The sequence below is a fragment of the Lawsonibacter sp. OA9 genome, assembly GCF_022440585.1.
In genome coordinates this window covers 400,156-425,011 of sequence record NZ_JAKNTI010000022.1, presented here as the reverse complement: position 1 = coordinate 425,011, position 24,856 = coordinate 400,156, and the positions used below count along the sequence as shown (strand labels likewise).

Genomic DNA, 24,856 nt, shown 5'->3' with positions numbered 1-24,856 from the left:
ATACAGAATATGGAGGAAAACAGTATGGATTATCAGGCCCTCTATCAGCAGAAGCTGACCACCGCCGACGAGGCGGTCAAGGTGGTCAAGTCCGGTGACTGGGTAGATTACACCTGGTGTACCAACCACCCCATTGCCTTGGACAAGGCCCTGGCCGCCCGGCAGAATGAGCTAACCGATGTCAAGGTCCGGGGCGGCGTCACCATGTGGATGCCCGAGATCGCCAAGGCCGAGGACGCCGGGGAGCACTTCGCCTGGCACTCCTGGCACTGCAGCGGAATCGACCGGAAGATTATCGCCAAGGGAATGGGTTATTTCAGCCCCATGCGCTACTCCGAGTTGCCCCGGTTCTACCGGGAACACCTGGATCCCGTAGATGTGGTAATGCTCCAGGTCACCCCCATGGATAAGCATGGCAACTTTAATTTTGGTCTGGCCTGCTCCCACCTGGCGGATATGCTGGCCCGGGCGAAGTGCGTCATCGTAGAGGTCAATCAAAATCTTCCCTGGGTCTATGGCCTGACTGGTACAGAAATCAACATTCAGGACGTGACATATGTGGTGGAAGGAGATAATCCCCCCATCGCCCAGCTTGGCGCCGGCGGCCCTGCTACTGAGGTGGACAAAGCGGTGGCCAACCTGGTGGTGCCCCAGATTCCCAACGGTGCCTGCCTGCAGCTTGGCATCGGTGGTATGCCCAACGCTATCGGCGCCATGATCGCTCAGTCCGATCTAAAGGATCTGTCTGTCCATACCGAGATGTATGTGGACGCCTTCGTGGACATGGCCGCCGCCGGCAAGATCACCGGACGGCACAAGGCGCTGGATAAAGGCCGCCAGGTCTTTGCCTTTGCGGCCGGCACCCAGAAGCTGTATGACTACGTGGACCGCAATCCCGACGTGATGGCTGCCCCTGTGGACTATACCAACGACGTCCATGTCATGGCCCAAATCGACAATTTCATCTCCATCAACAACGCCATTGACATGGACCTGTTCGGCCAGGTCAACGCCGAGTCTGCCGGCATCAAGCACATCTCCGGCACTGGCGGACAGTTGGACTTCGCCATGGGCGCTTACCTGTCCAAGGGGGGCAAGAGCTTCATCTGTATGTCCTCCACCGTCACCGGCAAGGATGGCACGGTCAAGAGCCGCATCGTCCCCACTCTGACTCCCGGCTCCATCTGCACCGATCCCCGGTCCTGCACCCACTACATCGTGACTGAGTACGGAATGGTATGTATGAAGGGCCTGTCCACTTGGCAGCGCGCTGAGGCAGCCATCTCCATCGCCCACCCTGATTTCCGTGAACAGCTCATCAAGGACGCGGAGAAAATGGGCATCTGGCGGCGCAGCAACAAGTAAAAAGCTTGCTAATAAAAAAATCCCTGTGTCCAAAAGGCACAGGGATTTTTCAAATCAGCTCCCACTGAAAGTCCTCCCACTTCAACCGGCTGCCCACCGTGGTCCCCTCCGGCAGCAGGAACATGGTAATAGAGTGCTCCCGCCCCCCATCAGACAGCAGGTCGGCGTAATCTCCATTGACTCTCTGAACTGTGTAAAAAATCGGGTCCAATTTCAGCTCTCTCCTTTCTCACATCCCGTCTGCTCCTTACAGGACCGGCGGATCTGGAAATAAAATACGAGATAACTGATTACATCCAGCACAAAGATCAGTTGAAAAATCACATTTCGGGCAAACTTTTTCCCCGTCAGGTTGCCCAGCCGGTACTGCACATACAGCCCGCTGATGGAGTAGGCCGAGGTGGCCAGCACCACGGAATAGGCAAAGGCTACGCCAAGAAATCCGAAGGGCAGCAAGATCTGCAGACCTGGAATCACGAGAAAGGCGGCTAACATCATTGACCAGATCTGCAGGTGCGTGATAAAAAAGGGGATGGTCAGCAGCTTCATGGCCAAGGCCAAGTGATTCAGCCTTCTCCGGGCGGAAAGGTCTGCCTGGACTCGCCTCACCCGCTTGATCAGAAAGATGATGGCTACCACGGCAAGAATCAGGTTGGCGATCACCGCCGGCGGCAGCAGTCCCCATGGGATATCCAGGTCTCCACTCCCGTCCGACAGCAGAATGGGTCCCAGTAAAACGGCCTGGGTCCCATAGAGGCTGACTAAATAAAGAGCGCTTATGATGATCATGTCTACTCACTCCTCAACGCCCTGTAAAAAGTCCGTTTTATGGGACTGCTCTTTTCCTATACTTAGGTTGTCGATCAGACAAGAAAGGAGCAGAACATTATGGATTACAGCATCGTTTGGGTACGGGGACATGTGGAGGTCTACGACTGGGCAGGGCGGTTCTGCTTCTCTGCCGATAACGAGCGGGAGGCCAGAGAGGAGCTGGCTCTCACCGCGTAAATTCAACTTGGGGGTGCGCTACAGGGGCGCCCCCTTTTCTTATTGGCTGCGCCGGTGTTCTCCGTTCAGGAGTCGATAAAGCTGCGGATACGCAGCTTCACTCCCAACCGGTCAGCGATGTCCCGGCAGTTCTGGATCTCCTCTTGCGTCTTGTCCTTGTCCACGATAGTCAGCACTACATGGGGCACATAGTGCTTGGCCTCTCCGGCAAAATCCAGCATGGCCTGATAGGCCGCCTCCCCCTGAACGGGGTGGCACAGGGCGGTGTAGTCCGCCGCATTGTCCGAGTTGAGAGAAATAGACAGGGTATCGATGCGTCCCTTTAGCTCTGGGCACACATCCCGGCCCAGAATCAGATTGGCGTGTCCATTGGTGTTGATACGCACTGGGGGCAGCTTATCCCCGAAACGCCCCTTCAGCTCGTCCACCAGCCACAAGATATCATCCAGGCGGTAGGTGGGCTCGCCATAGCCACAGAATACGATCTCCCGGTAGGAGCACACATCCCGGCTCAAAAAGCTGTCCAGAGCCTCCTGGCGGGTAGGCTCCCGCTCCAGCCACAGGGAGTCCTCGGTATAGATGGACCCCTGCGCCCTGCCGTGGCGCAGGCAGAATTCGCAGTTGCAGTTGCATTTGTTGGTCAGGTTCACATACAGCGCGTCCTCATATTCATAGGTAATGGTCATGGTAGATCCGTCCTCTCCTTTTTCTTCTTGGGCAGCATAGGTGGAAAGACACCTGTGCGCACCCCCACAAACCGAATGATGATCCAGGCAGCCGCGAAGGCCGCGGCCCAGGCCAACAGGCCGTGGTATTCCACATAATCCTCCTGGCTAGCCGTGGCGTGGCCCCCCTCCATGTCAATATAGCAGGTATCCACGGTAACTCCATGGTACTTGTTCAGCTCCTCCAGCTGGTCGTCCGTCAGGGACTCCCGCGCCAGAGTGCCGATGGGCAGGCGGGCATAGCTGGCTGTCATAGGGGCCTCCCCCTCCTCCCGGTATACCACGCTGTCCGAGTTGACTTTGGCGGCGATCCGTGTGCCGTCTTCCAACTGGAAAATATGCCAGAATAGTCCGTCGATATAGCCGCCGGGGCTGTTGCTATTCAGAGTAATGGAGTCCATCTCCATCGTAAAATACTCGTTGTTCTCCATATCAGCCAAGGTCTCAGCCAGAGGGATATCTTCACTGGCCACCGCACCGACTGAGCCTTCTTCCGCGGCGTTCTTCTCCAAATACGCCTGGTACCCCTCCTCCAGTGTCTGTTCGTACAGGTATTGCGCTCCAAAGGCGATCCCAGCCGACAGCAGCACAGTCAGCAGTAAGTCCCAGCGCCAGTACCAGATACTACGGCGCCTCATTAGGCTCTCCCCCTTTGATGCCAAAAAACCGTTTCCCGTTCTCCAGGGTGATACGGGCCACCTCACCCGGAGTCAGCCCCTTCGCCCGGGCGATGGCTTCCGCCACCAGATGAACATGGCTGGAGTCGTTCCGCTTGCCCCGGAAGGGTTCCGGCGTCAGGTAGGGGGAGTCAGTCTCAATCATAATCCGGTCCATGGGCAGCCAGTCGATGACCTCCAGGGCCTTCCTGGCGTTTTTGTAGGTAATGACGCCGGTGAAGGACAGCATCCATCCCAGCTTGACCAGCACCTTGGCGTCCTCCAAACTGCCGGAATAACAGTGGTACACCCCGGTAACCTGGGGATACTCCCGGACAATGGTCAGGCAGTCCTGATGGGCTTCCCGGTCATGGACGATAACGGGCAGATGGAGGGACTGGGCCAGCTCCAGCTGGCGGCGAAAGACATTCTGCTGTAAGGCCCGAGGCGGGTTATCCTTCCAGTAGTAGTCCAGTCCGATCTCTCCAATGGCCCGGACCTTCGGGTGGGCGGCCAACGCCCGCAGCTCCAGTAGAGCCCCGTCTTCCCAGTCTCCACAGTCGGAGGGGTGGACCCCTACTGCCGCGTAGACATAGGGAAAGCGGTCTGCCAGCTCCAGGGCCGTCTTTGAGCTCTCCAAATCACAGCCGGGATTTAAAATCAGCTCCACCCCGCATCCCGGCATGGAGGCCAGCACCTCCAGCCGGTCGGCGTTGAAGGCCCCGGAGTCATAGTGGGCGTGGGTGTCGAATACCGCCATAGGCTACCCCTCTCTTCTTCATCAAGCGTGTCTTTTATCATACTCCCATCCCCTTAAAAATGCAAGTGGATGGCCCCCCTGTCTCTCCTTCATTCACGTCGGTATGGGGGGGACTCCTCCCTTCTTCCTCCTGCCCCCCAAAAAAGGCAGGTCAGCGGTATTCCCCTTGCCCTTTGGCGCAAAGCCTGATATGCTGTCGTTGAAAGGAGGGGTCCCTTTTGAAGATCTCAGTAGAACACGCCCCTTTAGAGGAAAACGAGGTCATCCTGCGCTGTTCCAACTTGGACCAGGAGATGCTCTGGGTGCTGTCCATTCTCCGCTCCGGCCTGCAAAAATTGTGTGCGTGGGATGAGCGACGCGAGGTCACCCTCCTCTCTCCCAGTGAGGTGGTGTACTGTGAGAGTGTGGATGACCACACCTTCCTCTATACCTCCGCGGCAGTCTATCAGACTGCTCTTAGCTTGGCGGAGCTAGAGGGGCGGTATGGAAGCCTTGGCCTTTTTCGCGCAGGCAAGTCGTCCATCGTCAATCTTCACCGTGTCCGCGCCCTGAAAAGTCAGCCTGGCGGGAGGATCGAGGTCACTTTGGAAACAGAGGAGAGGCTGGTGGTCTCCCGCCACTATGCGCCCCTGCTGCGGGAGCGGCTGGGACTGTGAGAGAAAGGAGTGTTATCTATGTTCAGAGAAGAATTTATCCACTATTACAGCTGGGGCGTCACCATGAAGTACCACATGGGCGTCTATACCGCGGCCCTTGTTTTCACTGACTGTATTGCCCAATGGCTTATGGGGCGGCAATCCATCCCCATCCTGGTTCTGGGGGAGATGCTGCTGGTATCTATGGGGGTGGCTGTCCTTGAGTCCTGGATCTTTCCCCGGAGAGAGGTATGGGAGGGCGAGGCCCTGATACGCCGCACCGCCCTGTGGGCACTGGTATCCAATCTGGGATTCGTAGGAGGGGCAGCCCTATGCGGCTGGTTTGATGGCGTTCCCCTGTGGGGTGCCGCGCTGTTGGCTCTTTTTCTGGAGTTCGGTCTGGCTTCCATGTGGTTCGCTGACCATGTTGCTCTCCGGCGGGATACCGAACGGCTCAATGAGAGGCTGCGCCAGTATCAGAATGAATAGACGGCAAAACTACGGCAGGACATCTGACGGGATGTCCTGCCGTTTTGTCGGACATTTCCGAGCCATACGCAGCAAAGCCCATTTTGATTCCAAATCAAATTGCAGCCCAGTGCAGCAATACATATGTATTTTACCTTTTGAATCATCACCACCGGTCCAGCCGGTGAGTTCCAATTATAAAAAAGTCGGAGCAAGCGGTTGCGATTTGGAGAGGATGAGCAAGTGGGCGGGGGGATAACGCTATTTGCACACGCATAAAAAAGTGTCGGAGCAAAGAGAAACTTTGCTCCGACGTGGTGACCCAGCGGGGACTCGAACCCCGGACCCACGGCTTAAAAGGCAGTTGCTCTACCGACTGAGCTACTGGGTCATATATATTCTTTTTTGAAATATTGGCTCCGGCACAAGTCCATAAGGAGTCGCCAGAGGCTGATGTTTCCATCAGATTTTGGCAGGGATGGCTGGACTCGAACCAGCGAATGAGGGAGTCAAAGTCCCTTGCCTTACCACTTGGCTACACCCCTGTATCTGCCGCGAAGAAAAGGCAAGGGCCGGAGCCGAAGCTCCCGGCCCTTACGCCTTATTGGTCTGGGGTGGGTAAAGGGACTCGAACCCTCGACACCCGGAACCACAATCCGGTGCTCTAACCAACTGAGCTACACCCACCATATCGCTGACTGTTCACAGATTGGCTCCCAAAACCGGGGGCCTTCGCCCTGTCAGAGGACCATCCAACTTGAGAGGATAAGGGGAATACAGGGGCGGACTACGCCACAATGTCCAGAACAAAACTGCTCCGACTGGCACGCCTGAAGGGACTCGAACCCCTGACCCACTGCTTAGAAGGCAGTTGCTCTATCCACCTGAGCTACAGGCGCGTATGGAGCGGGTGATGGGAATCGAACCCACGCGACCAGCTTGGAAGGCTGGGATTCTACCATTGAACTACACCCGCATAGAAGGCGCGGTCCTTCCACGTCAGCCTTGAAATTGTAGCACACCAAGACCCGGTTTGTCAATCCCTTTTCTTCTGTTTACAGCAATTCATAAAATATTTCTCTCTCCGGCAGGGATTCCGGTCAAAACCGCGGGGAGGGGGGGCTGCCCCTCCCCCGCGTGTTCCTTATGTAGCCGCTTTCCGGACCAGAGCCGATTGGATCCGATGGTCCTCCACTTTTTCCACCTGGATATCCAGTCCGTTGACCTGAACCGCCGGCCGGCTGCCGTCCTCTGGAATGGTACGCAGGCAGCTGAGTACCATTCCACCCACCGTATCATAATCCAGGTCCTCGGACAACTCGATCCCCAGAGTTTCGGCCAGTTCCCCCACGCTCAACGCGCCGCTGGCTCTCCACAGGCCTTCGCCTATCTGTTCCAGTTCCGGCGGCTCGGCGGGGTCGTACTCATCATAAATATTGCCCACGATCTCCTCCAGCAGGTCTTCCACCGTGATAACACCTGCCAAACTTCCATATTCATCCATCACCACAGCCAGATGTATCTTCTTCCGCTGCATATCCCGCAGCAGGTCGCCGGCGGACAGGCTGTCTGGTACCAGGTAGGCCGGGCGCATCAGCTCCCGCACCGTATGGCCGCCCCGGCCGGTCCAGTCCAGCAGGAAGTCCCGGGCATAGAGCACACCCACCACATCGTCGTCGTCCTCTCCACATACAGGAAAGCGGGACAGCCCACTGCTTTGAATTACATCCAGCACCTCCTCCCGATCCGCGTCTTCCCACAGGGTAATTACATCTGCTGCCCGGGTCATCACATCGCCCACAGCCTGCTCAGAAAAGTCAAATACATTATGTAGCAGTTCCTTTTCCTCCGCGTCAATAGCGCCATTTTCATTCCCCAGGTCGATCATCATGCGGATCTCATCCTCGGTGACCTGCTCCTCCTCCACCTCCACGGGCACCCCAATCAGCCGCAGCACCCCATTGGTGGAACAGGAGAGCAGAAAGATCACAGGCCGGGCCAGCACTGCTATGGCGGATACCACTCGGCAGGAAAAGCGAGCCATCTCCATAGGCTTCTGCATGGCGATCCGCTTAGGTACCAGCTCTCCGAATACCAGTGTAAAGTAGGATAGGATCAAGGTAATGAAAATCACAGACAGGGTATCCACCACCGATATGGGCAACATCGTGATACCCAGATCCTCGCAGAACCAACGCACCAAGTACTCCGAGAAGCTGTCGGCGGCAAAAGCCGAGGCCAGAAAGCCAGCCAATGTGATCCCGATTTGGATGGTGGACAAAAATCCGGCTGGCTCCTCCACCATCTTTAGCAGCCTGGGGGCCAGCTTGTCCCCCTCCTCCTCCAACTTGCGCAGCTTATTGGCGTTTAGAGAGATCACGGCAATCTCTGTCGCCGCAAAAAAGGCATTTATCACGATCAGTACCACCTGGAGCAGCAGTTGGAGCGCTATGGTCATCAAATCAGTTCCTCCTTTGATTTCTTCCGCCTGTGCTGACATATGCAAAAGGCATGGCCCGCTCCGCGCAAAGCGAAACAGGCTATGCCTTTTTTCATCTGTTATCGATTTGTAAGTGACAGGGACCGTCTCGGTCAGGATCCATAAGAATCGAGGGGCTCCTTTTTACACAGGCTTCCGGCGCCGCTGTGGCACCGGCCAACATTATCATATCCAAAGGCGGCTCTCACGTCAAGGCATTCCCCGCAACCTTAACGCTTTATTGACAGGCGCTCCGTTCGTTCAGCGCAGAGCCGTGTCACAGAAGGCGCAGCAATCCACCCCACCGTTCTTTTTCACCAGAGGCGGCAGATACGGTTGTGTCTGGGTGATGCACCTGGGGTTGGAGCACACCGGCTTGGTCCCGATCTCCACCGCCTCCGTCCGTTCCAGCCGGGGCTGGTTCGCCAGGTCGGACAGCAGGGCCATCCGTGCAAACATCCCGTACCGAGCCTGCTGAAAATAGGCCGCCCTGGAATCGTCATCCACATCCACAGTGATCTCATCCACCCTGGGCAGGGGGTGCATGACCAGCATCTTCTCCTTGGCCCGGTCCAGCTTCCGCCGCGTGAGAATATAGATCCCTTTGTTCCGCTCATATTCCAGGGGATCTACAAACCGCTCACGCTGGATCCGGGTCATATACAGCACATCCAGTTGTGGAATGACCGCCTCCAGCCCCGTGACTTCCGTAAATTTCATCTCATTTTCCAGCATGAAAGCCCGCACATAGTCGGGGACGGCCAGCTCGCGGGGCGAGATCAGGAAAAAGCGGATATGTTCAAATTTGGCCATGGCCTTGATGAGGGAGTGGACCGTGCGCCCATTCTTCAAGTCGCCGCACAGTCCGATAGCCAGTCCATCCACGCCGCCCAGCAGCTTGGTCATGGTCGTCAGGTCAGCCATGGTCTGAGTGGGATGCATATGGCCGCCGTCCCCGGCGTTGACCACCGGAACATGGGAGTAGAGGGAGGCCGCCTTGGCCGCCCCCTCCCAAGGTGTACGCATGACAATAACGTCGGCGTAGCTGGACACCATTTTAATGGTATCCTTTAGCGTCTCTCCCTTGGCCACAGAGGAGGAATTGGGGTCCGCGAACCCAAATACCGTCCCACCCAGCCGAAGCATGGCGGTCTGGAAGGAAAAGTTAGTTCGGGTAGAGGGTTCGTAAAACAAATTGGCCGCCACCTTGCCCCGACATACATCAATGAACTTCTCCGGGGCGTCTATGATCTGACTGGCCCTGGCATATAGCTGATCCCACTCCTGGCGGGACAGGTCGCCAAAATCGATCAGGTGCCGCATCGTCCCTCACTCCTCATCTTTTTTCTTCCAGCTATCCTACCACAAACCACCCCGCTCCGCAAGGTGGCAGAACAACTTTTCCTATTTTTTAACTCAGGAGCACACCAATAAATCACAAAAATTTCCCCGCATGAAAATCATCCATTTCCACACCCTAACAAATGTGAATGGAGGGTCTCATTTGGTCTGGTTTTGGTATTTTTTGATATACAGCTTTTTTGGCTTTTTGTTAGAGGTGTCCTATGCCCGGATCACCGGGGGATATCCGGAACGCAAATGTCTGTTGGTGCTGCCTCTATGCCCCGTCTATGGGTTGGGTGCCTGCGCCATTTTGCTATTGGCTCCAGTCAAAGGCTTTCCTCCGGCCGTCTTTCTGTTGGGCGGACTAGCGGCCACAGCGGTAGAATATGGGGTCAGTCTCTTTTATGAAAAAGCCCTTAAGGTTTCCTTCTGGGACTACCGAGGATTGCCAGGCAGCATCCACGGCAGGATATGTATGCCCTTTTCTCTGGCTTGGGGTGTTCTAGCTCTGCCTCTGATCTACTGGGTTCATCCGGCTCTAGCACCATTGGTTCAGGCCATCCCAGGGCCGGTCAGCCTGTCCGCCGTGACAGCGGTGGGGGCGGACTCCTTGATTTCTCTGGCACTGTTGGCTCAAACCCATGACCGATCCTGTCTGGAGTGGCGCCGATCCTGATACCGGGGAAAGCGCCGTTCTACCATTAGAGCAGATGATCGTTTTCTCCGCCGCGTTCCTCCACAGTCACGTAACGAGGCTGTAACCCACTTATGGTTTTGCCTGTCCCCAAGGAATCAGTCTCTAATAACTGTAACAAAAAAGCAGACCCGGAAAACTGTGTTTTCCGGGTCTGCTGAACACTTTTGATAAGGGTTAACGTTTTCTGAAGTGAGGCACGCGACGGGCGGCTTCGAGGTCGTACTGCGTCTTCTCTAAACACTGGAAAGCCTTGATATTTCAGGTTTTTTCAAATCCACGCACCGGTTTAGCCCGTACATTAATCTTCTATTAATGATGGGGTGTTTCCCTTGTTTTGTCTAAACGCCCCCTTCACAACAGGAAGTATCTGATGTGGTTTATTGCACTTCACCTTGGCGTAAATGTTCATTGTTATTTTGCTGTTTTCAGGACCTACCAGACGTTGTACTGTCTTAGGGCTAACAAAGCGTAAATGAGATTGGTAATATATGTGTGACGCAATTGGTGTGGTGTTATCTGAAAATTAAGGCTATATACACTACCCTACCATTGTGACCAGCTTTCTCACCCAAGACTGGCGCTACAGTTTTCGTGATTTTCTGTCCATTAATGTATCTGACATATGTTCTCTCCTGGGTAGGGCGAGTTACAATATACTGCCAGACTCGTTTGAACTGCGTATAGGACAATGGACCGCCATCCTGATTTGCAATCACATAGTCAGATGTTACAAACTGCTTTAGTTTCTCTAAGGCACTCTGCCAACCGTTCAGGCAAAGGAAAGTCCCTTTGGCCCGCTTTACAAAAGTAAACGTCAAAAGAGAAACAGACGAGAAATCCGCCGCTCATCTGTTTCTCTTTTGACACGCACCTTAGTTTGCAGCGGCGGGGCTGTCTCGGTACAATTCTTTGCCTCTGTCGAGGCACCGGAATGTCAGAAGGCACACTCAGAGCATCTGGCTCACAGACTCTGGTCAACATATAAAAAAGAGGGCTTTCCTATATGTTGGAGCTGGACCTATTTTATCAAGTTAATGTCTCTAATGACAAAAGAATCAAAGCAGCCTTCGGCCAGAAGTGTTCGGGATATTTAGCTCTTTCCGATATTTGGAGACTGTACGCCGGGAAATAGGGCAGTCCAGTGCTGCCATTGCCTCGCACAGACTCTGATCAGACATAGGGTGGGCCTTGTCCTCCTGGTCCACCAGTCTGCGAAGAAGCGCATAGGCCGCAGCGACACCCACCTCTTTTTGGGTTGTGTCATGGATAGTAGCATTGCGGGAAAAGAAGTAACGCATGGGGAAAACACCGCGGCTGCATTGGAGGTATTTGTCTCGTACGGCGCGGCTGATTGTGGATTCATGAAGATCCAGCTTTTGTGCCACCTCGGCCATCTTCATGGGCCTTAGAGCCTGTGGACCCGAGCAAAAGAATGCAAGCTGCCCGTCTACGATTGCCTGTGCACAGCGGAGAAGAGTGCTCTTCCGCTGCTCTAAGGATCGGAGGACACCTTCGGCCTGGTGGAGTTTCTCTATTAGATATCCCTTTACTTCCGGATCCTCCGACTGCCTTATCAGAGCCTGGTAGTTCCGGTTGATATGAAACATAGAATGGTTCTCGTTCCTTAAGCGGACGACCAGGTGCCCATCCATTTCCTCCACGAACAGATCTGGTAGAATGTATGGCACCTGTGAAGGGCGCTCAAAAGGGGCTCCCGGACGGGGCTCTAACTCATGGATCACTCGTTCTGCCTGCTGTACCTGTTTCACAGAGATGGAAAGCTTAGTAGCAATGGAGCGATAATGCCGTTTTGCCAGTGCCTCCAGATGGCCTCTTACAATCTCAAGGGCGGGTCCTCTTTCATGAATTCTCTGCAGTTGAAGTTCCAGACATTGAGAAAGATCAACGGCTCCGATCCCCGCCGGCTCCAGCGAGCGCAGAAGTTCAAGACAGGGTTCCAATTCCTTCACAGAGATCGACAGGTTGTCCGCCAGTTCACATAAGGGGATGCGCAGATACCCATCCTGATCTAAACAGGCGGCCAAGTAGCGGACCCGTTGAGCAGTATCTTCATCCAGTTTCAAGGGATAGAGTTGCCGTGAAATAAATCGGAACAGAGTTTCCTCCAGACCACCCTCGTGTCCTACCCGGGCTAAAGGATCAAATTCTTCCTCCTCCACACGTTGATAGTAATAGTTTTGTTGATCATTATCTTCCAGCCAGTTCAGACGGTCGAGCAGCCGGTTATCCCGGCTTTGTTCCATTTCGGAAAAGTCCTCGTTGAGCTCTACCATAGGATTCTCCTGGGCCAGATCTCGCAGGTATTCCTCCAGTTCCATCGTGCTCATCTGGAGCAATTCCAGGCTCTGCAGCAACTGCTGATTCAGGGCTTGGACCTGCTTTTGGATCAGTTCCATCCCTGCCACCTCCTTCTCTATTGTTATTATAGCAGATTCGACTTTTTTCTACAATAGAGGGCAACAGGGGTGACTGGTGGGCCAGGGCTATATCTATCGAGCAGCCGGTCAGGACAGAAAGTAGGATTATGCCCTCCGACAGGACAAAACTGCATCAGAGGGCATGAAATCCGTATTTAGTTGTGCTTTATCCAATCACGGGCACTGGTTTTTCAGTAACACTTGACTGGTACCCTGTACATTATTCCGGCGATGCCAAGCTCCCTCATGGTGTATGCATCCTGATAAACGTTTCTTCTGCACACTGCAAGGAGTATGTTGGCTAGGACCCGTTGCGGAAGCGCTGCTGCTACAAGAAGGCAGCAGTGGAAATCAGATCAGGCCATAGAGTAAGTCTTCCGTTACGTAGCGGTGGTAGTCCATCGTCGGAGGCATTCTACTGGATACAAAATCTGGCAGACATTGCTGCAGCTCTGAAGCAGTATCTCTCTTTGTCCCCTGGTACCTATACCGACTTTGGATGATTTGAGCGAGGGAAAGTACCTTCATCCCTTCGATCTCATTGAGCGACTTCCGTTCTTTATTCAGAGCATCCATCAGATTATCTAGAGAAAGATCAGTGATGCACTCCCAGTAGAAGTACCGACTTTCTTTGTTACCGATACAGGCGACATTGAGCAGTAGCAAAGATGTGTGCAGCGTTGTGTTGATATTGGAGAGACCGGGTTCGATCACATTATCGTACGGTGTGATATAGGGGTACAGGTTTTGCAACCGCTGAAAAGCTGGCTCACTACCTTAGCCGGTGAAACAGGCAACGCCTAAACCATGCTTATAGCCGAAGACCCATATCATAAAAATCAATACCCATAAAAATACAACTTTCCTGGTTTTCTGCATCATATTTTAATAAGATAAATAGACAACCATATCTGGTTGTCTATCAAAATGTATTATTGTCATCAAAATGTTCCATTATATCTTCAACACGACAATGTAAGATATTACATAATTTATCAATTGTATTTACCTGCACATTTTCATTATGCCGCAAACGATTAAGTTGCGAACGATTAATATTATAGGTTGTATATAAAGTATATTGGGTAATACCTTTTTTCTTCATCGTTTGCCACAGTCTATCATATCTGATCATTGCTACTCCAAATGCAACAAATACTTGCTTTTTCCTTATGATAGCGATAAAATAAAAAAAATAACAGTGTTCGTACAATGACACTATCAGTGAAAGTTCAGCTGAATGTGGAGTAGATATATTGATCTTTGCTGTTTTTTGAAATTCATCTATTTTATAACTTTAAGTTAATGGCGTTATGTGAAATACTTGTAACTAAATTAATGCAGTTGTTGATATCATGTTCCCATTCTTTTCTATTATTTCGCGGAGGAATTGCCATGGACGAAAATAGGCCACTTGGTCCAGACCAGGAAATGATCTCCCATATCTATAAAGCCATCATGGACTGGTCAGGGGACGGCTTTTTGGTAATAGACGAAAACGGGAAAATTATTGACATCAACCAGACCTATGTTCTGAAACTGGAGGGTACCAATGGTTTGAAGCGGGAGGATATCATTGGGATGAACGTTTTGGACTATATCCCCACCTCCCTGCTTCCAGATTTTATCCACGTGAATAAACCCATTCATGACGTGGACGTCCAGCAGAAAATTGCGGATAAGTTTCTAAATAATACTAAAGAGCAGTATCTGATATCAACCCGTGCCACTATTTATTCTCCTAAGCGGGGTGTGCTGGGAGCTGTAGCCCAGGTAAAGTTCTATGACCAGGTGATCCGCCTGAACAACCAGCTAAAGCAGGTCAAGCAGGAACTGGACTACTATAAAAATGAGCTAATCCATGTCTCCAAAAGTAGTCAAAAAACCCCCAATGACAGCTTGACCTCCATTGTAGGCACTAGCGATGCCATTACGTTGACCAAGGGAGAGATCGTAAAGGTGGCTTCCATGGACTTCAGCGTCCTGGTCCTGGGCGAGACGGGGACGGGTAAGGAGCTGGTGGCGGCCGCCATCCACAATGCCAGCAGCCGGAAAAACGGTCCTTTTATCAAGCTCAACTGCTCGGCGATTCCCGCAGAACTCTTTGAGAGCGAACTGTTCGGCTATGAAGCCGGTGCCTTCACAGGCGCATTAAAAAAAGGGAAAAAAGGCAAGCTTGAACAGGCGAACGGCGGCACCATCTTTCTGGACGAGATCGGCGATATGCCCATGTCCATGCAAGCCAAACTGCTGCGCGTGCTGCAGGAGCGGGAGGTGGATGTGGTTGGAGGTTCCAAGCCCAAACCTATTGATGTACGCATTATCTCCGCAACCAATAAGGACCTCCAAACCTGCATCAAGAACAAGACCTTCCGCAGTGATCTGTACTTCCGTCTGAATGTCATATGTATCCACGTTCCCGCCCTGAGAGAGCGCAAGGGTGACATCCCCCTGCTGGCTGAGTACTTTCTGAACCGCCTAAACACCCAGTATCAGACAAACACCCGATTCGGCAATATGGTTCTAGATCTGCTGGAAGACTATGGCTGGCCCGGCAATGTTCGGGAGCTGATCAACGTTGTTGAGCGTATGTATGCCTATGCCGAAGCTGGAATCATCGAGACCATCCATGTACCTTTTCTCCTGCAGCATGGCACCCACAACCGCCATTTCAGCAAAGGGACACTAAATGAGCAGATGGATCATGTGGAACGTTCGATCCTCTTAACTGCGCTGGAGGCCAACCAATACAACTGCAAACGCACTGCCGATTTTCTTGGGATTCACCGATCAACGCTGTACAAAAAGATGGACCACCACGGAATCTCACGCTTGGCCTCCGACCTGTAACTTGCTTTGTCTTTTCTCTTTCCCTGTGCAAAATCTTAATACGGGAGATGCTCTTTTGGCCACAGCGCTGGGATCTCTATGGGTCCCGCCACTACTCCAAAGGGAGTATATTATTCTCCTGATTTATTCTATAACAAATACTATCAATAGACACCATCTTTAGGAATGGCTATCCTAGTACAAGGGCCGCACGTACGGACATACCACCACTGAGACTGCTAGGGACCGCCTTTTCCTTTCCAGTCGCCTCCCGGACCCAGTCCATCACATTTGGGGTAAAACCGTGAGTGATCGTGAGTTTCTTCATCCAGAGGTAAAGCGGCATAAACCATTATCAGTTGGACCTACACAGTACGGCATTCTGGATACTATGTAAGATGGTCTACCAGCACCTGGTCCGGGTGTTTTTCAGAGAAAACACTATAACGATGTAACTATTCTCCCATATTGGTCCATCTTCTGCTATGACGAATTTCGGTCAGTAAATCATATTTTTTCATGATTGGCAATACAGTTTTGGGATTATGGTAGATTCCTTTGGATGCCAATGCCTAGTATATTCTTTGATATCCATATGCACTATGGCTGCGTTGTGATGAATCAAGCCAGGGCTCGTGTCCGTCTTACGCAATCTATGAACATAATCATAGTAACCGTTTCTCAATACGCCAAAGAAGTGACAAATAACAGATATGGGATGCCCCTAACAATGGCAATAAATTACGATACTTTACCGGTAGACTCACATCTTTTCGGTACTTGTACCCAGCTAATATTTTTGCTGGTCTCCTGCTTTGACCCTTTTGTATTCTTTGAACCGCCTTTTTCCATTCTCCCTTGAGAAGATTATGTGTCGGTCGCCCTCCTGCTAAATCCAACTTTTTTCTATCTTTTGAGAACTTTTTTCTTCCGTCAGCTTTACTTCCATATCCGGCAACAATGCTTGAGTTCTATATATCTTTGTTTTTTATAGAAAATCCCCCTGATGTATTTATTTTCCTACATCAGGGGGATTTTCTCTATTGTCCGTTTTTAACGGACCTGTTCAGCGCCAGAAGGAGACTTTGCTCAATTGAATTGCCAAATGTAAATTCTATTCACCGATTTCGATTTTTATCTATTGCAGGAGTAGCGCCCACCTCCGCTCTATGCGCAACTCAATTAAAGCAGGGCAAACAGGCAGATTCAAGTACCAGTGGTATCCTTATGCGAAAGGTGTACATACGTTCAAAAGTGCTCAGATCACCGTTGCAGACGCACTTGTGGACGGTGATATTATCCAACTCAAACATGCGGTGAGCAACAGGCTTGCTAGTATCGGGAGACAGGGACTCTATGCTGCAGAAGCTGATCTTCTTCTCCATCAGGTACTCTCGCTTTAGGAGTTATATAGGGCCTACATCACCGGTAAAGTCCACAGGGTTTGACTTACAGATACTAAGGTGCTGGCCTCCCGAATCCACCTTACATCATAGATCAGAGCGGTAGCCACTAGGCCGAAGGCAGTGTAGATGTAGCCACCGTCGATATAGGAAGCCACGCCTATGCGCAGAATCTAAGTGCTGCCATCTTTGATAATATGGCTTTTCTTCTCCGCCCATGGTTAGAGTGGACTTGACGCTGCCATTTTTAGCGGTCACAGTCTTGGTGGCACCGTACCAAGTCATGTCGCAAAACCCAACTGCCATGAAGAACAGGAAGGAGGGGCATTGTGGATCTTCGGCCCCACATCGGTAAAAGCGACTTCATTCCCGTTGACCTTCATATTGAAGTCTCCCTTTCTGCTGTCAGCGAAAGTAAAGAATGTCATGGACACGAGAAGCGCCGTACGCAGAAGTGTGGAAGGAAATTTCTTGATTCAGTCTTTCTCCTTTAAAACAAATTTTTCTAAGCCAGATCAGCACTAGCCTGCGATCACAAGTCGAACTTGTAGCCGTTCTGTTCCAGCAGCTCCAGGGAAAACTCCACGCGGGCGCCCATCAGGGTGTCAACGATCTGGTTGACGCGCACGTTACTGGCGATGGAGATCAGGTTGGCGGCATCGTTCTTGGAGAAGCCGGCCACCTGGGTCAGAAAGGCATGGGTATCATTGATGGCGTTCATGATGGCCTCGTCCATGGTGGGGGCATGGCCCATGATGATCAGTTCGCCGCCTTCAACGGCCATAGGGTACTGGATGGGCAACTCAACGCCCTTGATGACATCCAGCTTCAGTGTCACAAAACCAGGGATCTCGATGCCCATACCGGATGCCTCACCATCTCCCATGCAGGCATGCAGGTCGCCGGTATTGATCAATGCACCGTCCACGTTGGCCTTCAGGTACAAAACAGTGCCTTCCTTTATCCGGGTGCAATCCATGTTGCCGCCGAAGGTGTCGGGGTCTAGTGAGTAAGCGGGGCTGCGCTCAACAGTAGGGGCCACAGAAATGCAGCCCACCATGGGGGCCAATTCGAGAACCAAGCCAGTGTCGTCCATATAGGCTTTTCCATCCTTTATGTAGAAGGACTGGCAGATATCCTCCGGAGCCAAGTGATACAGCTTCAGGAAATCAGCGCCCTGATACATATGACCCTCATCGGCCAGTTCAATCTTCTGGATCTCGATGCGGATGATGTCACCAGCCTTGGCCTCCTCAATGTACACAGGGCCGGAAACGGGGTTGTAGTCGGCAGTGGTGTGGGGGTACTGATCTTTGACTGCGGCATAGGGGGTCTCGCGTCCGGTCAGCAGGCCGCGCCAAGCATCATCGGTCTCGAACCGGACGACAGAGCCGCTGGGGACGGTCAGAACGGGATCCATGTCGTAGGACAGGTAGGACATGCCGCCCTCCTTGGAGACAAAGTAGTCGGGGGCGGTGTTGATCTTGAGTACGTTGAGGCCGTTCACGTCCCACTCCACGATATAGTCCAGTGCGTCAGCGATCAGGTCTGCAGAGATATAGGTACTGCCATTGTCAATGTAAGGGGCCTCGTCGGCAATGACGGTTTTAGTGGTACCGTCCTTGGTGATAGAGACAGCCTTGTCACCGATGGTCAGGACCACCTTGACACCGCCACCTTGGGCGGTCACTGTTCTGGCGGTGCCGTTCCAGCTGATGTTGTCAAGACCTAGCTGCTTGAACACTGTAACAAGGGGGAGGAAGGCTTGATCGCCGAGGAGCTGAGGCTCGGCCTTTTCGAAGGCGACGGTTTTGCCGTTGACCCGGACTTCATAGTTGGCGTCGTAGCCGGCGAAGGTGGAGACAGTCATGGTTATGACTATAGCCGCGCACAAAAGCACGGAAAATGTTTTCTTCAAAAGTCTTCCCTCCTAATTATTTCTTTTGAAAATTCAAATGAAAATACGCACCGGGCAATCAAGAATGGAAATGGACACAAAAATCAGTCCCGCCTAGACTGCCTATTACGTGTGGACCTTAGGATCGTATACTGTGTTGACCAGCCGTTCCCCCATCCCCTCAATTTCAATTTCCACCACGTCGCCGTCCTTCATAGGCTGGACGTTGTAGGGGGTGCCGGTCATAATGATATCGCCGGGGTAGAAGGTGATCACCTGGGACAGATAGGACAGCAGAACGCTGGGTTTGAACACTGTCTTGGAGGTATAGTCCTCCTGCATCTTTTCGCCGTTGAGGTAAGTACGAACGATAGTGTCGTCCGGATCAATCTCAGTGTCGATGAATGGGCCAATAGGGGCAAAGGTGTCAAAGGATTTACCGTAAGTCAGCTGGAAGGGCCACTTCATCAAATCGCGTTCAGTTACATCATTGCACGCCGTCACACCCAAGATGCTGTTCTTCGCCTCCTCAGGGGTGGCTCTCTTTACCACATTCTTAATGACAATGCCCAACTCGCCCTCGTAATCCACCCGGGTGGCTTCCTCGGGAATCACTACGTTCTCCCCATTGGCAATGGCACAGGTAATGGGCTTCATAAAGGTGGAGGGGCGGTCAGGAATCTCCATCCCCAGCTCCTTGATATGGGCCACATAGTTGGCACCGATGCAGAAAATCTTGGTGGGTTCACAGGGAACAAGCAGTTTTACATCCTTTCGGGCAAAGGTTTCGCCGTTTTTCTTGTACTCGCCCATCATAGAACCCTCAATCTGGTGGATAATTTCTCCTTCCAAAATTCCATAGGCGGCTTCCACTCCAGGAGCCTGAAAACGAACCCATTTCATAATATAATCCTTCCTTTCTTTCACGAAGCCTCCGAAGGACGCTCCCCTCCGGATGTCAAAACAATGTTCAATCAGTCGCCCCAGTTGTGTCCTAGATCCCGGACCTTCTTGCTGGCGATGCGGTAATCCTCATAGGGGAGAAACATATCCACCACACTGGCAGTAGCGTTCCCGCTTGTGAAGGCACCGTGGACTACATCCCCGTATACGATGCCAAAGCAGCCCTCATTCAGGATGTGCTCCTTTCCCTCAATGATGACGCGGGCCTTCCCCCGGCGCACATAGCACAACTGCTCGGCGGCGTGGGTGTGGTCGCCTCGTCCAATCTCAGGGGGCATCTCCCAGTTCTGCATAGTTGCCAGCGGGGTGGCCTGGAAAATCACAGAGCGGGCTCCATTGGGGGCGTCGACCCACTCCTGCTCTTCGATGTCAAAAAACAGCGGTTTTTTCTCATTCATGTTCATAGCTCCTCTCTTTTACCAGTTGTGTCCGCGGTCAGCAATTTTGGGGCTCTCAGGCAGGGCATCCCACGCAGGCAGGTAATAGCGCACGTTCACTGCGGTGGTGCCGTTGTGGTTTTTTACCGAATAGGGTGTGTTAGCGGGAATCCAGCACCACACGCCGTCGTTGACGGTGTATATCTTTCCATCAATGATGTAGTCGCAGATGCCGTGCTCACACAGCACCAAGATTTCGGAGGGAGCACACACCTCAGCGGTGGTCTGGCCCCGGTTGATCTCGTAGTACTGAACGGTAGCCTTTTCAGATGCCTGGAATACACAGTAGCGGACTCCTTTGCTCTCCTGTGTCCATTGTGCCTCTTCGATGTCAAACACTCTTCCTTTGCTCATTGCAGCTTTCCTCCTTATATGTTTAGTGGTTTTCAGGATCAACACATGCGGCCTCGATGTCTGCGGCCTTGCGCACGTTGTTGCGCACGCTCTCACAGGACGCATGGAAGTGGTCCAGTTCGTCCTTTGGCAGGTTCAGCTCCAGAATCTCCTCCACACCCTCGCGGCACACGATTGCGGGGGTGCTGACATAGACGCCGGATTCACCGTACTGGCCGTCCAGCATGACAGAGATGGGCATGGGTACCTTGGCGTCGTTAAAAATGTTGCGCACAAGGTCGGCGGCGGCGGCGGTAACAGAGAAGTCGATACCATGCTTGACGAACCACACCTTGTAGCCGGAGGCGCGGACCTCCTCCTCAATCTTGGTTTTGTCCAGGTTCTTAAAGCGGGGACTGCTCTTCTCTAGCTCAACCAGGGGCTTCAGCCCGACTGTGGTATGAGACCAGCACGGGAACTGAGCGTTTCCATGTTCACCCAGCACAAAGCCGTTGATGGCGGTGGAATTCAGGCCAACCTCGCGAGCCAAAATGGAGCGGAAGCGGGCAGAGTCCAGACTGGTGCCGGTGCCAATCACACGGCAACTGTCCAGGCCGGATTCGCGCCAGATGACCTGGGTCACTGCGTCGCAGGGGTTGGTAATGTTGATAATAATGCCATTAAAGCCAGCCTTCATCAAGCGAGGAATGGCATTTTTTACTTCCTTGATGCTGTTAACCAATTCGGCGTCGCGTAGGGCGACCTTGGGAATCTCACGGGCCAGGGCGATGATAACGATATCACAAACGGCCAGATCCTCAATGCCCCCGGTGGAGATGTCGATCCGGTGGGGGAAATATACCGCAGAGTCGGTTAGGTCCTTAGCCTGAGCCTCTGCCAGCTCTTGGTTGGTGTCGCACAGAATCAGCTCGTCCGCAATCCCTTGTATGGCGATGTTGTACGCACAATGAGAACCAACATGGCTGACACCCACAATACCGACTTTTCTTGCCTGATTACCCATAACAGATACCTCTTTCTTTTATATAATTTTGGGGGCCTTACTTGATCAGATATCGCTCCAATGCGGCAAAAATAATGCTGGGGAGCTTACCGAAGGTATACGGCAGGTTTACTCGCTCAGTCCACTTGTGGCCGTCCTTTCCGTAGCAACCGAAGGAGAATGCTGGTACATTCATAGCTTTGATTTTGTCAAAGGGGACATTGTAAACGGTGCCATAGCCGGGGAAATTACCAATCAACTTCTCAATGGAGGTGTCGTCGTCGTCAATCTTCAGATAGCTGCTGTCAGACAACACAGGAAAGAACTGCATCAGCTTCACATTCTCCCCCATGACCTCACCCATCTCATCCAGCATAGCCCGCACATCATCCACCAAAATTTTCTCCTCGGGTACGCTCTGTTTCATGGTGTTCCGAGGGCAGTAGGGTGGGGCCAAGAATATCACAGTGGTGGGAACAGTGATGTGGCACAGTTCAAACAGGCGCTCCACAATCATCAGGGACATCTCCCGGCGGTCGGTGTCCTTGGCCAACTCCCGGTCAGTAATCTGCTTTACCTCGTCGGCCACGTTGGGGCACTCCTTTTCCGCCATGGAATACAGCTCGCTGTACTCCAGCACCTGGGTGGGATATTTGATGGAATGATAGGTGTCGCCGCTGCGCTCGCAGTAACGCCTGAACTGAGTGTCCGTGTGCTCATTGACAAAGTCCATGGCCTGCTGGGCTACACTGCGCAGCCGGTCCATGATGGCCGTCATGGACTCGTTGTGGATAAAATAGTTGAAGTACATAAAACAGGCCTCAGGAGAGGTGACGTTGTAAGAAGGTTTCAAGTCCCGGCTGCGCAGGGACAGCGGAGGGCCGGGCAACTCGCCATTGTATTCGTCAGCAAAATCGGCCCTCAACTCCATCTGGCGCATAATCTCAGAGGCGGCCAGCGTGACGCTGAATCCCTCATAGGCGTGTCCCACATGTGTAGGTAGACCGTGAATGTAGAAGCAGGGCAGGATCTTGCCCACCGCACCGGCGTGAAAATACTTGTGATTGTCGCCGGGATAGGCCGGTGAAAAAAAGTCGGTATTGATGGATAGAAGGTAGTTGAGCTGCTCGTTCTTCCTCCAGTCCAGCAACACATCCAAGGAGTCCATGATACCGTAGTGCTGGTTCTCCTCCACGGGGTTGAGCATGTAGACGATATTGCCGTCAAACCGGTCTAGATGCTCGGTGAAGTACTTGGTGATGCACATGAGGATGGCGTCACCGCACTTCATATCACAAGCGCCTCGTCCAAACATCCAGTCGCCGGAGTCAATGTCCTCCAACACCTCGGGGTCGTCGGTCAGGGCTTTGATCTTCTCGGGCAGAGCGTCATAGTCAAAGGCATACTCTTTCAAAGAGCCATAACCGTCAATGTCCACGGTGTCGCAGTGCCCCTGAAGAATCAGGGTGTCCTTGCAGTCGCTGCGAGTTCCTTTTACCAGCGCTAGGATATTGATACGGTGAATAGGGTCGTTTTTCACTTCCTGTACCACCAGTTGCTCTGGGAACTCCTGGAAATAGGGCAGTTCAGCCAGCCAGTCCCGTACATATTCGGCTAAGTGACGCTCGCCTTCTGTACCGTTCAGGCTGGGAATCTTCACCAGCTTTTTGGTAAGTTCCAGAGATTCCTCATAAAAATAATTTTTTTCCAGCATTCATTTCTATGACGCAGACTTTGTTTAGGCCGCGTCAGCCTCCTCTCATTCGAAAATAAAATTCTGTAATATGTGACTGCATTCTATACATGTAAATACGAGCAAATTTCATGCCAACTATTTTTCGGTATGGCCGCACTCTTTACCCCTCTCCGCAAAGGTATCTTCTTCTGACACTATTTAAAATCATACATATTATTCTAAAAATAGCCTCTCCATGTGTTGATTTTTTGTTCAGCACATCCAATCGCCTCCATTTCAAGACATGTCTATATTTTGAGACACCAAAATCAGCAGTTAAATAACAGATTTCCAAGCCTTCATTTTTTTCTGTCTCTAAAAATCGACACTTTTGTCGTTTCCATCACTCCCAACCCAGCAAATCACAGAATTTTAAAGCAAAAATATTTTGTTTTATGTCAAAATTGCCGGTCCGCGGTTGTGCTGACCCGCTTAATTAAATCAATTTTCATGCTTTTTCTAGTTTTTGAATCTTAATCTCCTTTTTATATTTCCATTTTTATTCTTTTGGCATGATATTTGCTTCATTAAAAATATAGCGCACACATTTTTGCCTGTGTGTTCGTATAGCCGCCACAGACGCATCCACATTACAAAATAGGAGGTATATTGTATGAAAAAGAAACTCTTAGCCCTGACCCTCGCCCTTGCCATGTCTCTGCCCTTGGTGGCCTGCGGTGAAGACGCCCCTTCCAGCACCACCGGCAACAACGCTTCTTCCAGCGCCTCCACCGGAGATCCCATCATTATGAAGGTCGCCGGTACCTTTAATGACGAGTCCTTCATGGGTATTTATCTTCACGAATACTTCAAACCCTACGTCGATGAGCACTCCAACGGCCGTATCTCCGTCGAGATTTACACCAACTCTGTGCTGGGCAGCGACCGTGAACTGGTGGAAGGCATGCAGATGAACACCATCCAGGCCGCCGTTTCCCCCGTGAACGTTATCGCCAACTTCAATATGCCCAAGCTAAACGCAATCTCCATGCCCTACCTGTTCCAGAGCCGTGAGGACGCCTATGAACAACTAGACGGCGAGTTTGGCGCTTACATGGCCGAGGGTTTGCCTGAGACTGTAGGCATCCGCTCTCTGCGCTGGGGCGAGAGTGCCATTCGCTGCCTTTCCTCTAACGTGCGCCCCATCCTGACTCCCGCCGACTGTAAGGGCCAGAAATTCCGCGTCATGGAGGCTGCCATCGACATGGCCATCATAGAGGCTCTTGGTGGTTCCCCCACCCCCATGGCTTTCAATGAACTGTACACCGGCTTACAGCAGGGTACTGTTGACGGCCAGGACAACGGGCTGGTCATGACCTACAGTATGAAGTTCCATGAGGTCCAGAAGTACTATACTGTTTCTGAGCAGTATTTCCTGGCCAATGGATTTATCGTGTCCGAGATTTTCTGGCAGAGCCTGCCCGATGACCTGAAGCAGGTCGTACAGGACGGTGCCGACTACGCTATGGAGAAGGGCCGCGAGATTGTGGTGCAGCAGGAGGCCGAGTTTACCCCTATTATGGAGGAGGCCGGTATGGAGATTACCTATCTGACTGATGAGCAGAAGGCCGCCTTTAAGGAAGCCACTTCCACCGTGTGGGATCGCATCGATGAACTGGTGCAGGACGAGAAGGCTATTGAAATGGCCGAGACTTTGTATGCCCGCTGATTTTTCCTTCAG

Annotated in this window: 23 protein-coding genes, 5 tRNA genes and 1 pseudogene; 6 read left to right on the top strand and 23 right to left on the bottom strand. The window is 52.2% G+C overall.

Translation table 11 applies throughout. The annotated features are described in order from the left end of the window. Window positions 1–24: 24 nt before the first annotated feature. A complete protein-coding gene (locus MCG44_RS03045; protein ID WP_147571072.1) occupies window positions 25–1,365 on the top strand; it encodes a butyryl-CoA:acetate CoA-transferase in 1,341 nt (446 codons plus the stop codon). Between the two features lie 49 nt (window positions 1,366–1,414). Here the strand turns inward: MCG44_RS03045 and MCG44_RS03040 are convergent, their stop codons facing one another. The 5 genes from MCG44_RS03040 to MCG44_RS03020 all read right to left on the bottom strand — a co-directional run bounded on the left by MCG44_RS03040 (window position 1,415) and on the right by MCG44_RS03020 (window position 4,514). Next, window positions 1,415–1,576, bottom strand: coding sequence for a hypothetical protein (locus MCG44_RS03040; RefSeq protein WP_186852250.1), 162 nt, complete (start codon window positions 1,574–1,576; stop codon window positions 1,415–1,417). 2 nt (window positions 1,577–1,578) lie between these two features. After that, a complete protein-coding gene (locus MCG44_RS03035; protein WP_147571073.1) occupies window positions 1,579–2,154 on the bottom strand; it encodes a hypothetical protein in 576 nt (191 codons plus the stop codon). A 284-nt stretch (window positions 2,155–2,438) separates the two neighbouring features. Continuing rightward, window positions 2,439–3,059, bottom strand: a complete 621-nt coding sequence (locus tag MCG44_RS03030) for a TatD family nuclease-associated radical SAM protein (RefSeq protein ID WP_186852252.1) — start codon at window positions 3,057–3,059, stop codon at window positions 2,439–2,441. Next, on the bottom strand, window positions 3,056–3,736 hold the full coding sequence (locus MCG44_RS03025; protein ID WP_240286743.1) for a hypothetical protein: 681 nt from the start codon (window positions 3,734–3,736) through the stop codon (window positions 3,056–3,058). Before MCG44_RS03025 ends, MCG44_RS03030 begins: the two co-directional genes overlap by 4 nt. Continuing rightward, window positions 3,723–4,514 carry a TatD family hydrolase gene (locus MCG44_RS03020; RefSeq protein WP_240286741.1) on the bottom strand — a complete coding sequence of 264 codons (792 nt, stop codon included), beginning with the start codon at window positions 4,512–4,514 and terminating at the stop codon, window positions 3,723–3,725. Before MCG44_RS03020 ends, MCG44_RS03025 begins: the two co-directional genes overlap by 14 nt. A 218-nt stretch (window positions 4,515–4,732) precedes the next feature. Between MCG44_RS03020 and MCG44_RS03015 the strand changes: the two genes are divergently transcribed. Together MCG44_RS03015 and MCG44_RS03010 are read left to right on the top strand one after the other, a co-directional pair. Further along, entirely contained in the window at window positions 4,733–5,170 is a 438-nt protein-coding gene (locus MCG44_RS03015; RefSeq protein WP_240286739.1) for a LytTR family DNA-binding domain-containing protein, read from the top strand. An 18-nt stretch (window positions 5,171–5,188) separates the two neighbouring features. Continuing rightward, window positions 5,189–5,638, top strand: coding sequence for a hypothetical protein (locus tag MCG44_RS03010; protein ID WP_240286737.1), 450 nt, complete (start codon window positions 5,189–5,191; stop codon window positions 5,636–5,638). 294 nt (window positions 5,639–5,932) lie between these two features. On the opposite strand, the gene MCG44_RS03005 is transcribed toward MCG44_RS03010, so the two are convergent. The 7 genes from MCG44_RS03005 to pyrB all read right to left on the bottom strand — a co-directional run bounded on the left by MCG44_RS03005 (window position 5,933) and on the right by pyrB (window position 9,419). Further along, window positions 5,933–6,008: transfer RNA gene (locus tag MCG44_RS03005), tRNA-Lys, on the bottom strand. A 79-nt stretch (window positions 6,009–6,087) separates the two neighbouring features. After that, window positions 6,088–6,162: transfer RNA gene (locus MCG44_RS03000), tRNA-Gln, on the bottom strand. 65 nt (window positions 6,163–6,227) lie between these two features. Continuing rightward, window positions 6,228–6,304 (bottom strand) — tRNA-His (locus MCG44_RS02995). Window positions 6,305–6,439: 135 nt separating this feature from the next. Further along, a tRNA-Arg gene (locus MCG44_RS02990) sits at window positions 6,440–6,516 on the bottom strand. 3 nt (window positions 6,517–6,519) lie between these two features. Then, window positions 6,520–6,593: transfer RNA gene (locus tag MCG44_RS02985), tRNA-Gly, on the bottom strand. 168 nt (window positions 6,594–6,761) lie between these two features. Beyond that, window positions 6,762–8,075: a hemolysin family protein gene (locus MCG44_RS02980; RefSeq protein WP_240288872.1), complete on the bottom strand. Its 1,314-nt coding sequence runs from the start codon at window positions 8,073–8,075 to the stop codon at window positions 6,762–6,764. 282 nt (window positions 8,076–8,357) lie between these two features. Next, window positions 8,358–9,419, bottom strand: a complete 1,062-nt coding sequence (gene pyrB / locus MCG44_RS02975; RefSeq protein ID WP_186852253.1) for an aspartate carbamoyltransferase — start codon at window positions 9,417–9,419, stop codon at window positions 8,358–8,360. A gap of 202 nt (window positions 9,420–9,621) precedes the next feature. Between pyrB and MCG44_RS02970 the strand changes: the two genes are divergently transcribed. Then, the gene (locus MCG44_RS02970) at window positions 9,622–10,116 is read left to right on the top strand and encodes a putative ABC transporter permease (RefSeq protein ID WP_240286735.1); all 495 of its coding nucleotides are present in this window, start codon (window positions 9,622–9,624) and stop codon (window positions 10,114–10,116) included. Window positions 10,117–10,435: 319 nt separating this feature from the next. Here the strand turns inward: MCG44_RS02970 and MCG44_RS02965 are convergent. The 4 genes and pseudogenes from MCG44_RS02965 to MCG44_RS02950 form a co-directional block, all read right to left on the bottom strand. Continuing rightward, window positions 10,436–10,938: pseudogene (locus MCG44_RS02965) on the bottom strand (tyrosine-type recombinase/integrase); the annotation flags it as partial. Window positions 10,939–11,192: 254 nt separating this feature from the next. Continuing rightward, window positions 11,193–12,554, bottom strand: coding sequence for an RNA polymerase factor sigma-54 (rpoN, locus tag MCG44_RS02960; RefSeq protein ID WP_240286733.1), 1,362 nt, complete (start codon window positions 12,552–12,554; stop codon window positions 11,193–11,195). Window positions 12,555–12,926: 372 nt separating this feature from the next. After that, window positions 12,927–13,289 (bottom strand): NAD/NADP octopine/nopaline dehydrogenase family protein, encoded by a 363-nt coding sequence (locus MCG44_RS02955; RefSeq protein ID WP_240286731.1) that lies wholly within the window; start codon window positions 13,287–13,289, stop codon window positions 12,927–12,929. A gap of 208 nt (window positions 13,290–13,497) precedes the next feature. Beyond that, window positions 13,498–13,710, bottom strand: a complete 213-nt coding sequence (locus tag MCG44_RS02950) for a helix-turn-helix domain-containing protein (RefSeq protein WP_240286729.1) — start codon at window positions 13,708–13,710, stop codon at window positions 13,498–13,500. Between the two features lie 260 nt (window positions 13,711–13,970). On the opposite strand from MCG44_RS02950, the gene MCG44_RS02945 reads away from it, so the two are divergent. After that, window positions 13,971–15,425: a sigma-54 interaction domain-containing protein gene (locus tag MCG44_RS02945; RefSeq protein ID WP_240286727.1), complete on the top strand. Its 1,455-nt coding sequence runs from the start codon at window positions 13,971–13,973 to the stop codon at window positions 15,423–15,425. 1,396 nt (window positions 15,426–16,821) lie between these two features. Here the strand turns inward: MCG44_RS02945 and MCG44_RS02940 are convergent. The 7 genes from MCG44_RS02940 to MCG44_RS02910 all read right to left on the bottom strand — a co-directional run bounded on the left by MCG44_RS02940 (window position 16,822) and on the right by MCG44_RS02910 (window position 23,154). Beyond that, window positions 16,822–16,965, bottom strand: a complete 144-nt coding sequence (locus MCG44_RS02940) for a hypothetical protein (protein ID WP_240286725.1) — start codon at window positions 16,963–16,965, stop codon at window positions 16,822–16,824. Window positions 16,966–17,339: 374 nt separating this feature from the next. Further along, on the bottom strand, window positions 17,340–18,725 hold the full coding sequence (locus tag MCG44_RS02935) for an acetamidase/formamidase family protein (RefSeq protein ID WP_240286723.1): 1,386 nt from the start codon (window positions 18,723–18,725) through the stop codon (window positions 17,340–17,342). Between the two features lie 105 nt (window positions 18,726–18,830). After that, complete coding sequence (locus MCG44_RS02930) at window positions 18,831–19,607, bottom strand: fumarylacetoacetate hydrolase family protein (protein WP_240286721.1); 777 nt, start codon at window positions 19,605–19,607, stop codon at window positions 18,831–18,833. A 71-nt stretch (window positions 19,608–19,678) separates the two neighbouring features. Beyond that, window positions 19,679–20,065 (bottom strand): cupin domain-containing protein, encoded by a 387-nt coding sequence (locus MCG44_RS02925; RefSeq protein WP_240286719.1) that lies wholly within the window; start codon window positions 20,063–20,065, stop codon window positions 19,679–19,681. An 18-nt stretch (window positions 20,066–20,083) separates the two neighbouring features. After that, the gene (locus tag MCG44_RS02920; RefSeq protein ID WP_240286717.1) at window positions 20,084–20,458 is read right to left on the bottom strand and encodes a cupin domain-containing protein; all 375 of its coding nucleotides are present in this window, start codon (window positions 20,456–20,458) and stop codon (window positions 20,084–20,086) included. A 22-nt stretch (window positions 20,459–20,480) separates the two neighbouring features. Next, window positions 20,481–21,461, bottom strand: coding sequence for a lactate/malate family dehydrogenase (locus MCG44_RS02915; RefSeq protein ID WP_240286715.1), 981 nt, complete (start codon window positions 21,459–21,461; stop codon window positions 20,481–20,483). Window positions 21,462–21,498: 37 nt separating this feature from the next. Further along, window positions 21,499–23,154: a M20/M25/M40 family metallo-hydrolase gene (locus MCG44_RS02910; RefSeq protein WP_240286713.1), complete on the bottom strand. Its 1,656-nt coding sequence runs from the start codon at window positions 23,152–23,154 to the stop codon at window positions 21,499–21,501. A gap of 634 nt (window positions 23,155–23,788) precedes the next feature. Here MCG44_RS02910 and MCG44_RS02905 point away from each other — a divergent pair. Then, the gene (locus tag MCG44_RS02905; protein ID WP_240286711.1) at window positions 23,789–24,844 is read left to right on the top strand and encodes a TRAP transporter substrate-binding protein; all 1,056 of its coding nucleotides are present in this window, start codon (window positions 23,789–23,791) and stop codon (window positions 24,842–24,844) included. Window positions 24,845–24,856 lie beyond the last annotated feature (12 nt).

Bases quoted from the DNA above. Each gene is read 5' to 3' on its own strand.
- MCG44_RS03045 (WP_147571072.1), top strand. From the start codon at position 25: ATGGATTATCAGGCCCTCTATCAGCAGAAGCTGACCACCGCCGACGAG.
- MCG44_RS03035 (WP_147571073.1), bottom strand. From the start codon at position 2,154: ATGATCATCATAAGCGCTCTTTATTTAGTCAGCCTCTATGGGACCCAG.
- MCG44_RS03030 (WP_186852252.1), bottom strand. From the start codon at position 3,059: ATGACCATTACCTATGAATATGAGGACGCGCTGTATGTGAACCTGACC.
- MCG44_RS03025 (WP_240286743.1), bottom strand. From the start codon at position 3,736: ATGAGGCGCCGTAGTATCTGGTACTGGCGCTGGGACTTACTGCTGACT.
- MCG44_RS03020 (WP_240286741.1), bottom strand. From the start codon at position 4,514: ATGGCGGTATTCGACACCCACGCCCACTATGACTCCGGGGCCTTCAAC.
- MCG44_RS03010 (WP_240286737.1), top strand. From the start codon at position 5,189: ATGTTCAGAGAAGAATTTATCCACTATTACAGCTGGGGCGTCACCATG.
- MCG44_RS02980 (WP_240288872.1), bottom strand. From the start codon at position 8,075: ATGACCATAGCGCTCCAACTGCTGCTCCAGGTGGTACTGATCGTGATA.
- pyrB (WP_186852253.1), bottom strand. From the start codon at position 9,419: ATGCGGCACCTGATCGATTTTGGCGACCTGTCCCGCCAGGAGTGGGAT.
- rpoN (WP_240286733.1), bottom strand. From the start codon at position 12,554: ATGGAACTGATCCAAAAGCAGGTCCAAGCCCTGAATCAGCAGTTGCTG.
- MCG44_RS02950 (WP_240286729.1), bottom strand. From the start codon at position 13,710: ATGATCAGATATGATAGACTGTGGCAAACGATGAAGAAAAAAGGTATT.
- MCG44_RS02945 (WP_240286727.1), top strand. From the start codon at position 13,971: ATGGACGAAAATAGGCCACTTGGTCCAGACCAGGAAATGATCTCCCAT.
- MCG44_RS02930 (WP_240286721.1), bottom strand. From the start codon at position 19,607: ATGAAATGGGTTCGTTTTCAGGCTCCTGGAGTGGAAGCCGCCTATGGA.
- MCG44_RS02925 (WP_240286719.1), bottom strand. From the start codon at position 20,065: ATGAATGAGAAAAAACCGCTGTTTTTTGACATCGAAGAGCAGGAGTGG.
- MCG44_RS02920 (WP_240286717.1), bottom strand. From the start codon at position 20,458: ATGAGCAAAGGAAGAGTGTTTGACATCGAAGAGGCACAATGGACACAG.
- MCG44_RS02915 (WP_240286715.1), bottom strand. From the start codon at position 21,461: ATGGGTAATCAGGCAAGAAAAGTCGGTATTGTGGGTGTCAGCCATGTT.
- MCG44_RS02910 (WP_240286713.1), bottom strand. From the start codon at position 23,154: ATGCTGGAAAAAAATTATTTTTATGAGGAATCTCTGGAACTTACCAAA.
- MCG44_RS02905 (WP_240286711.1), top strand. From the start codon at position 23,789: ATGAAAAAGAAACTCTTAGCCCTGACCCTCGCCCTTGCCATGTCTCTG.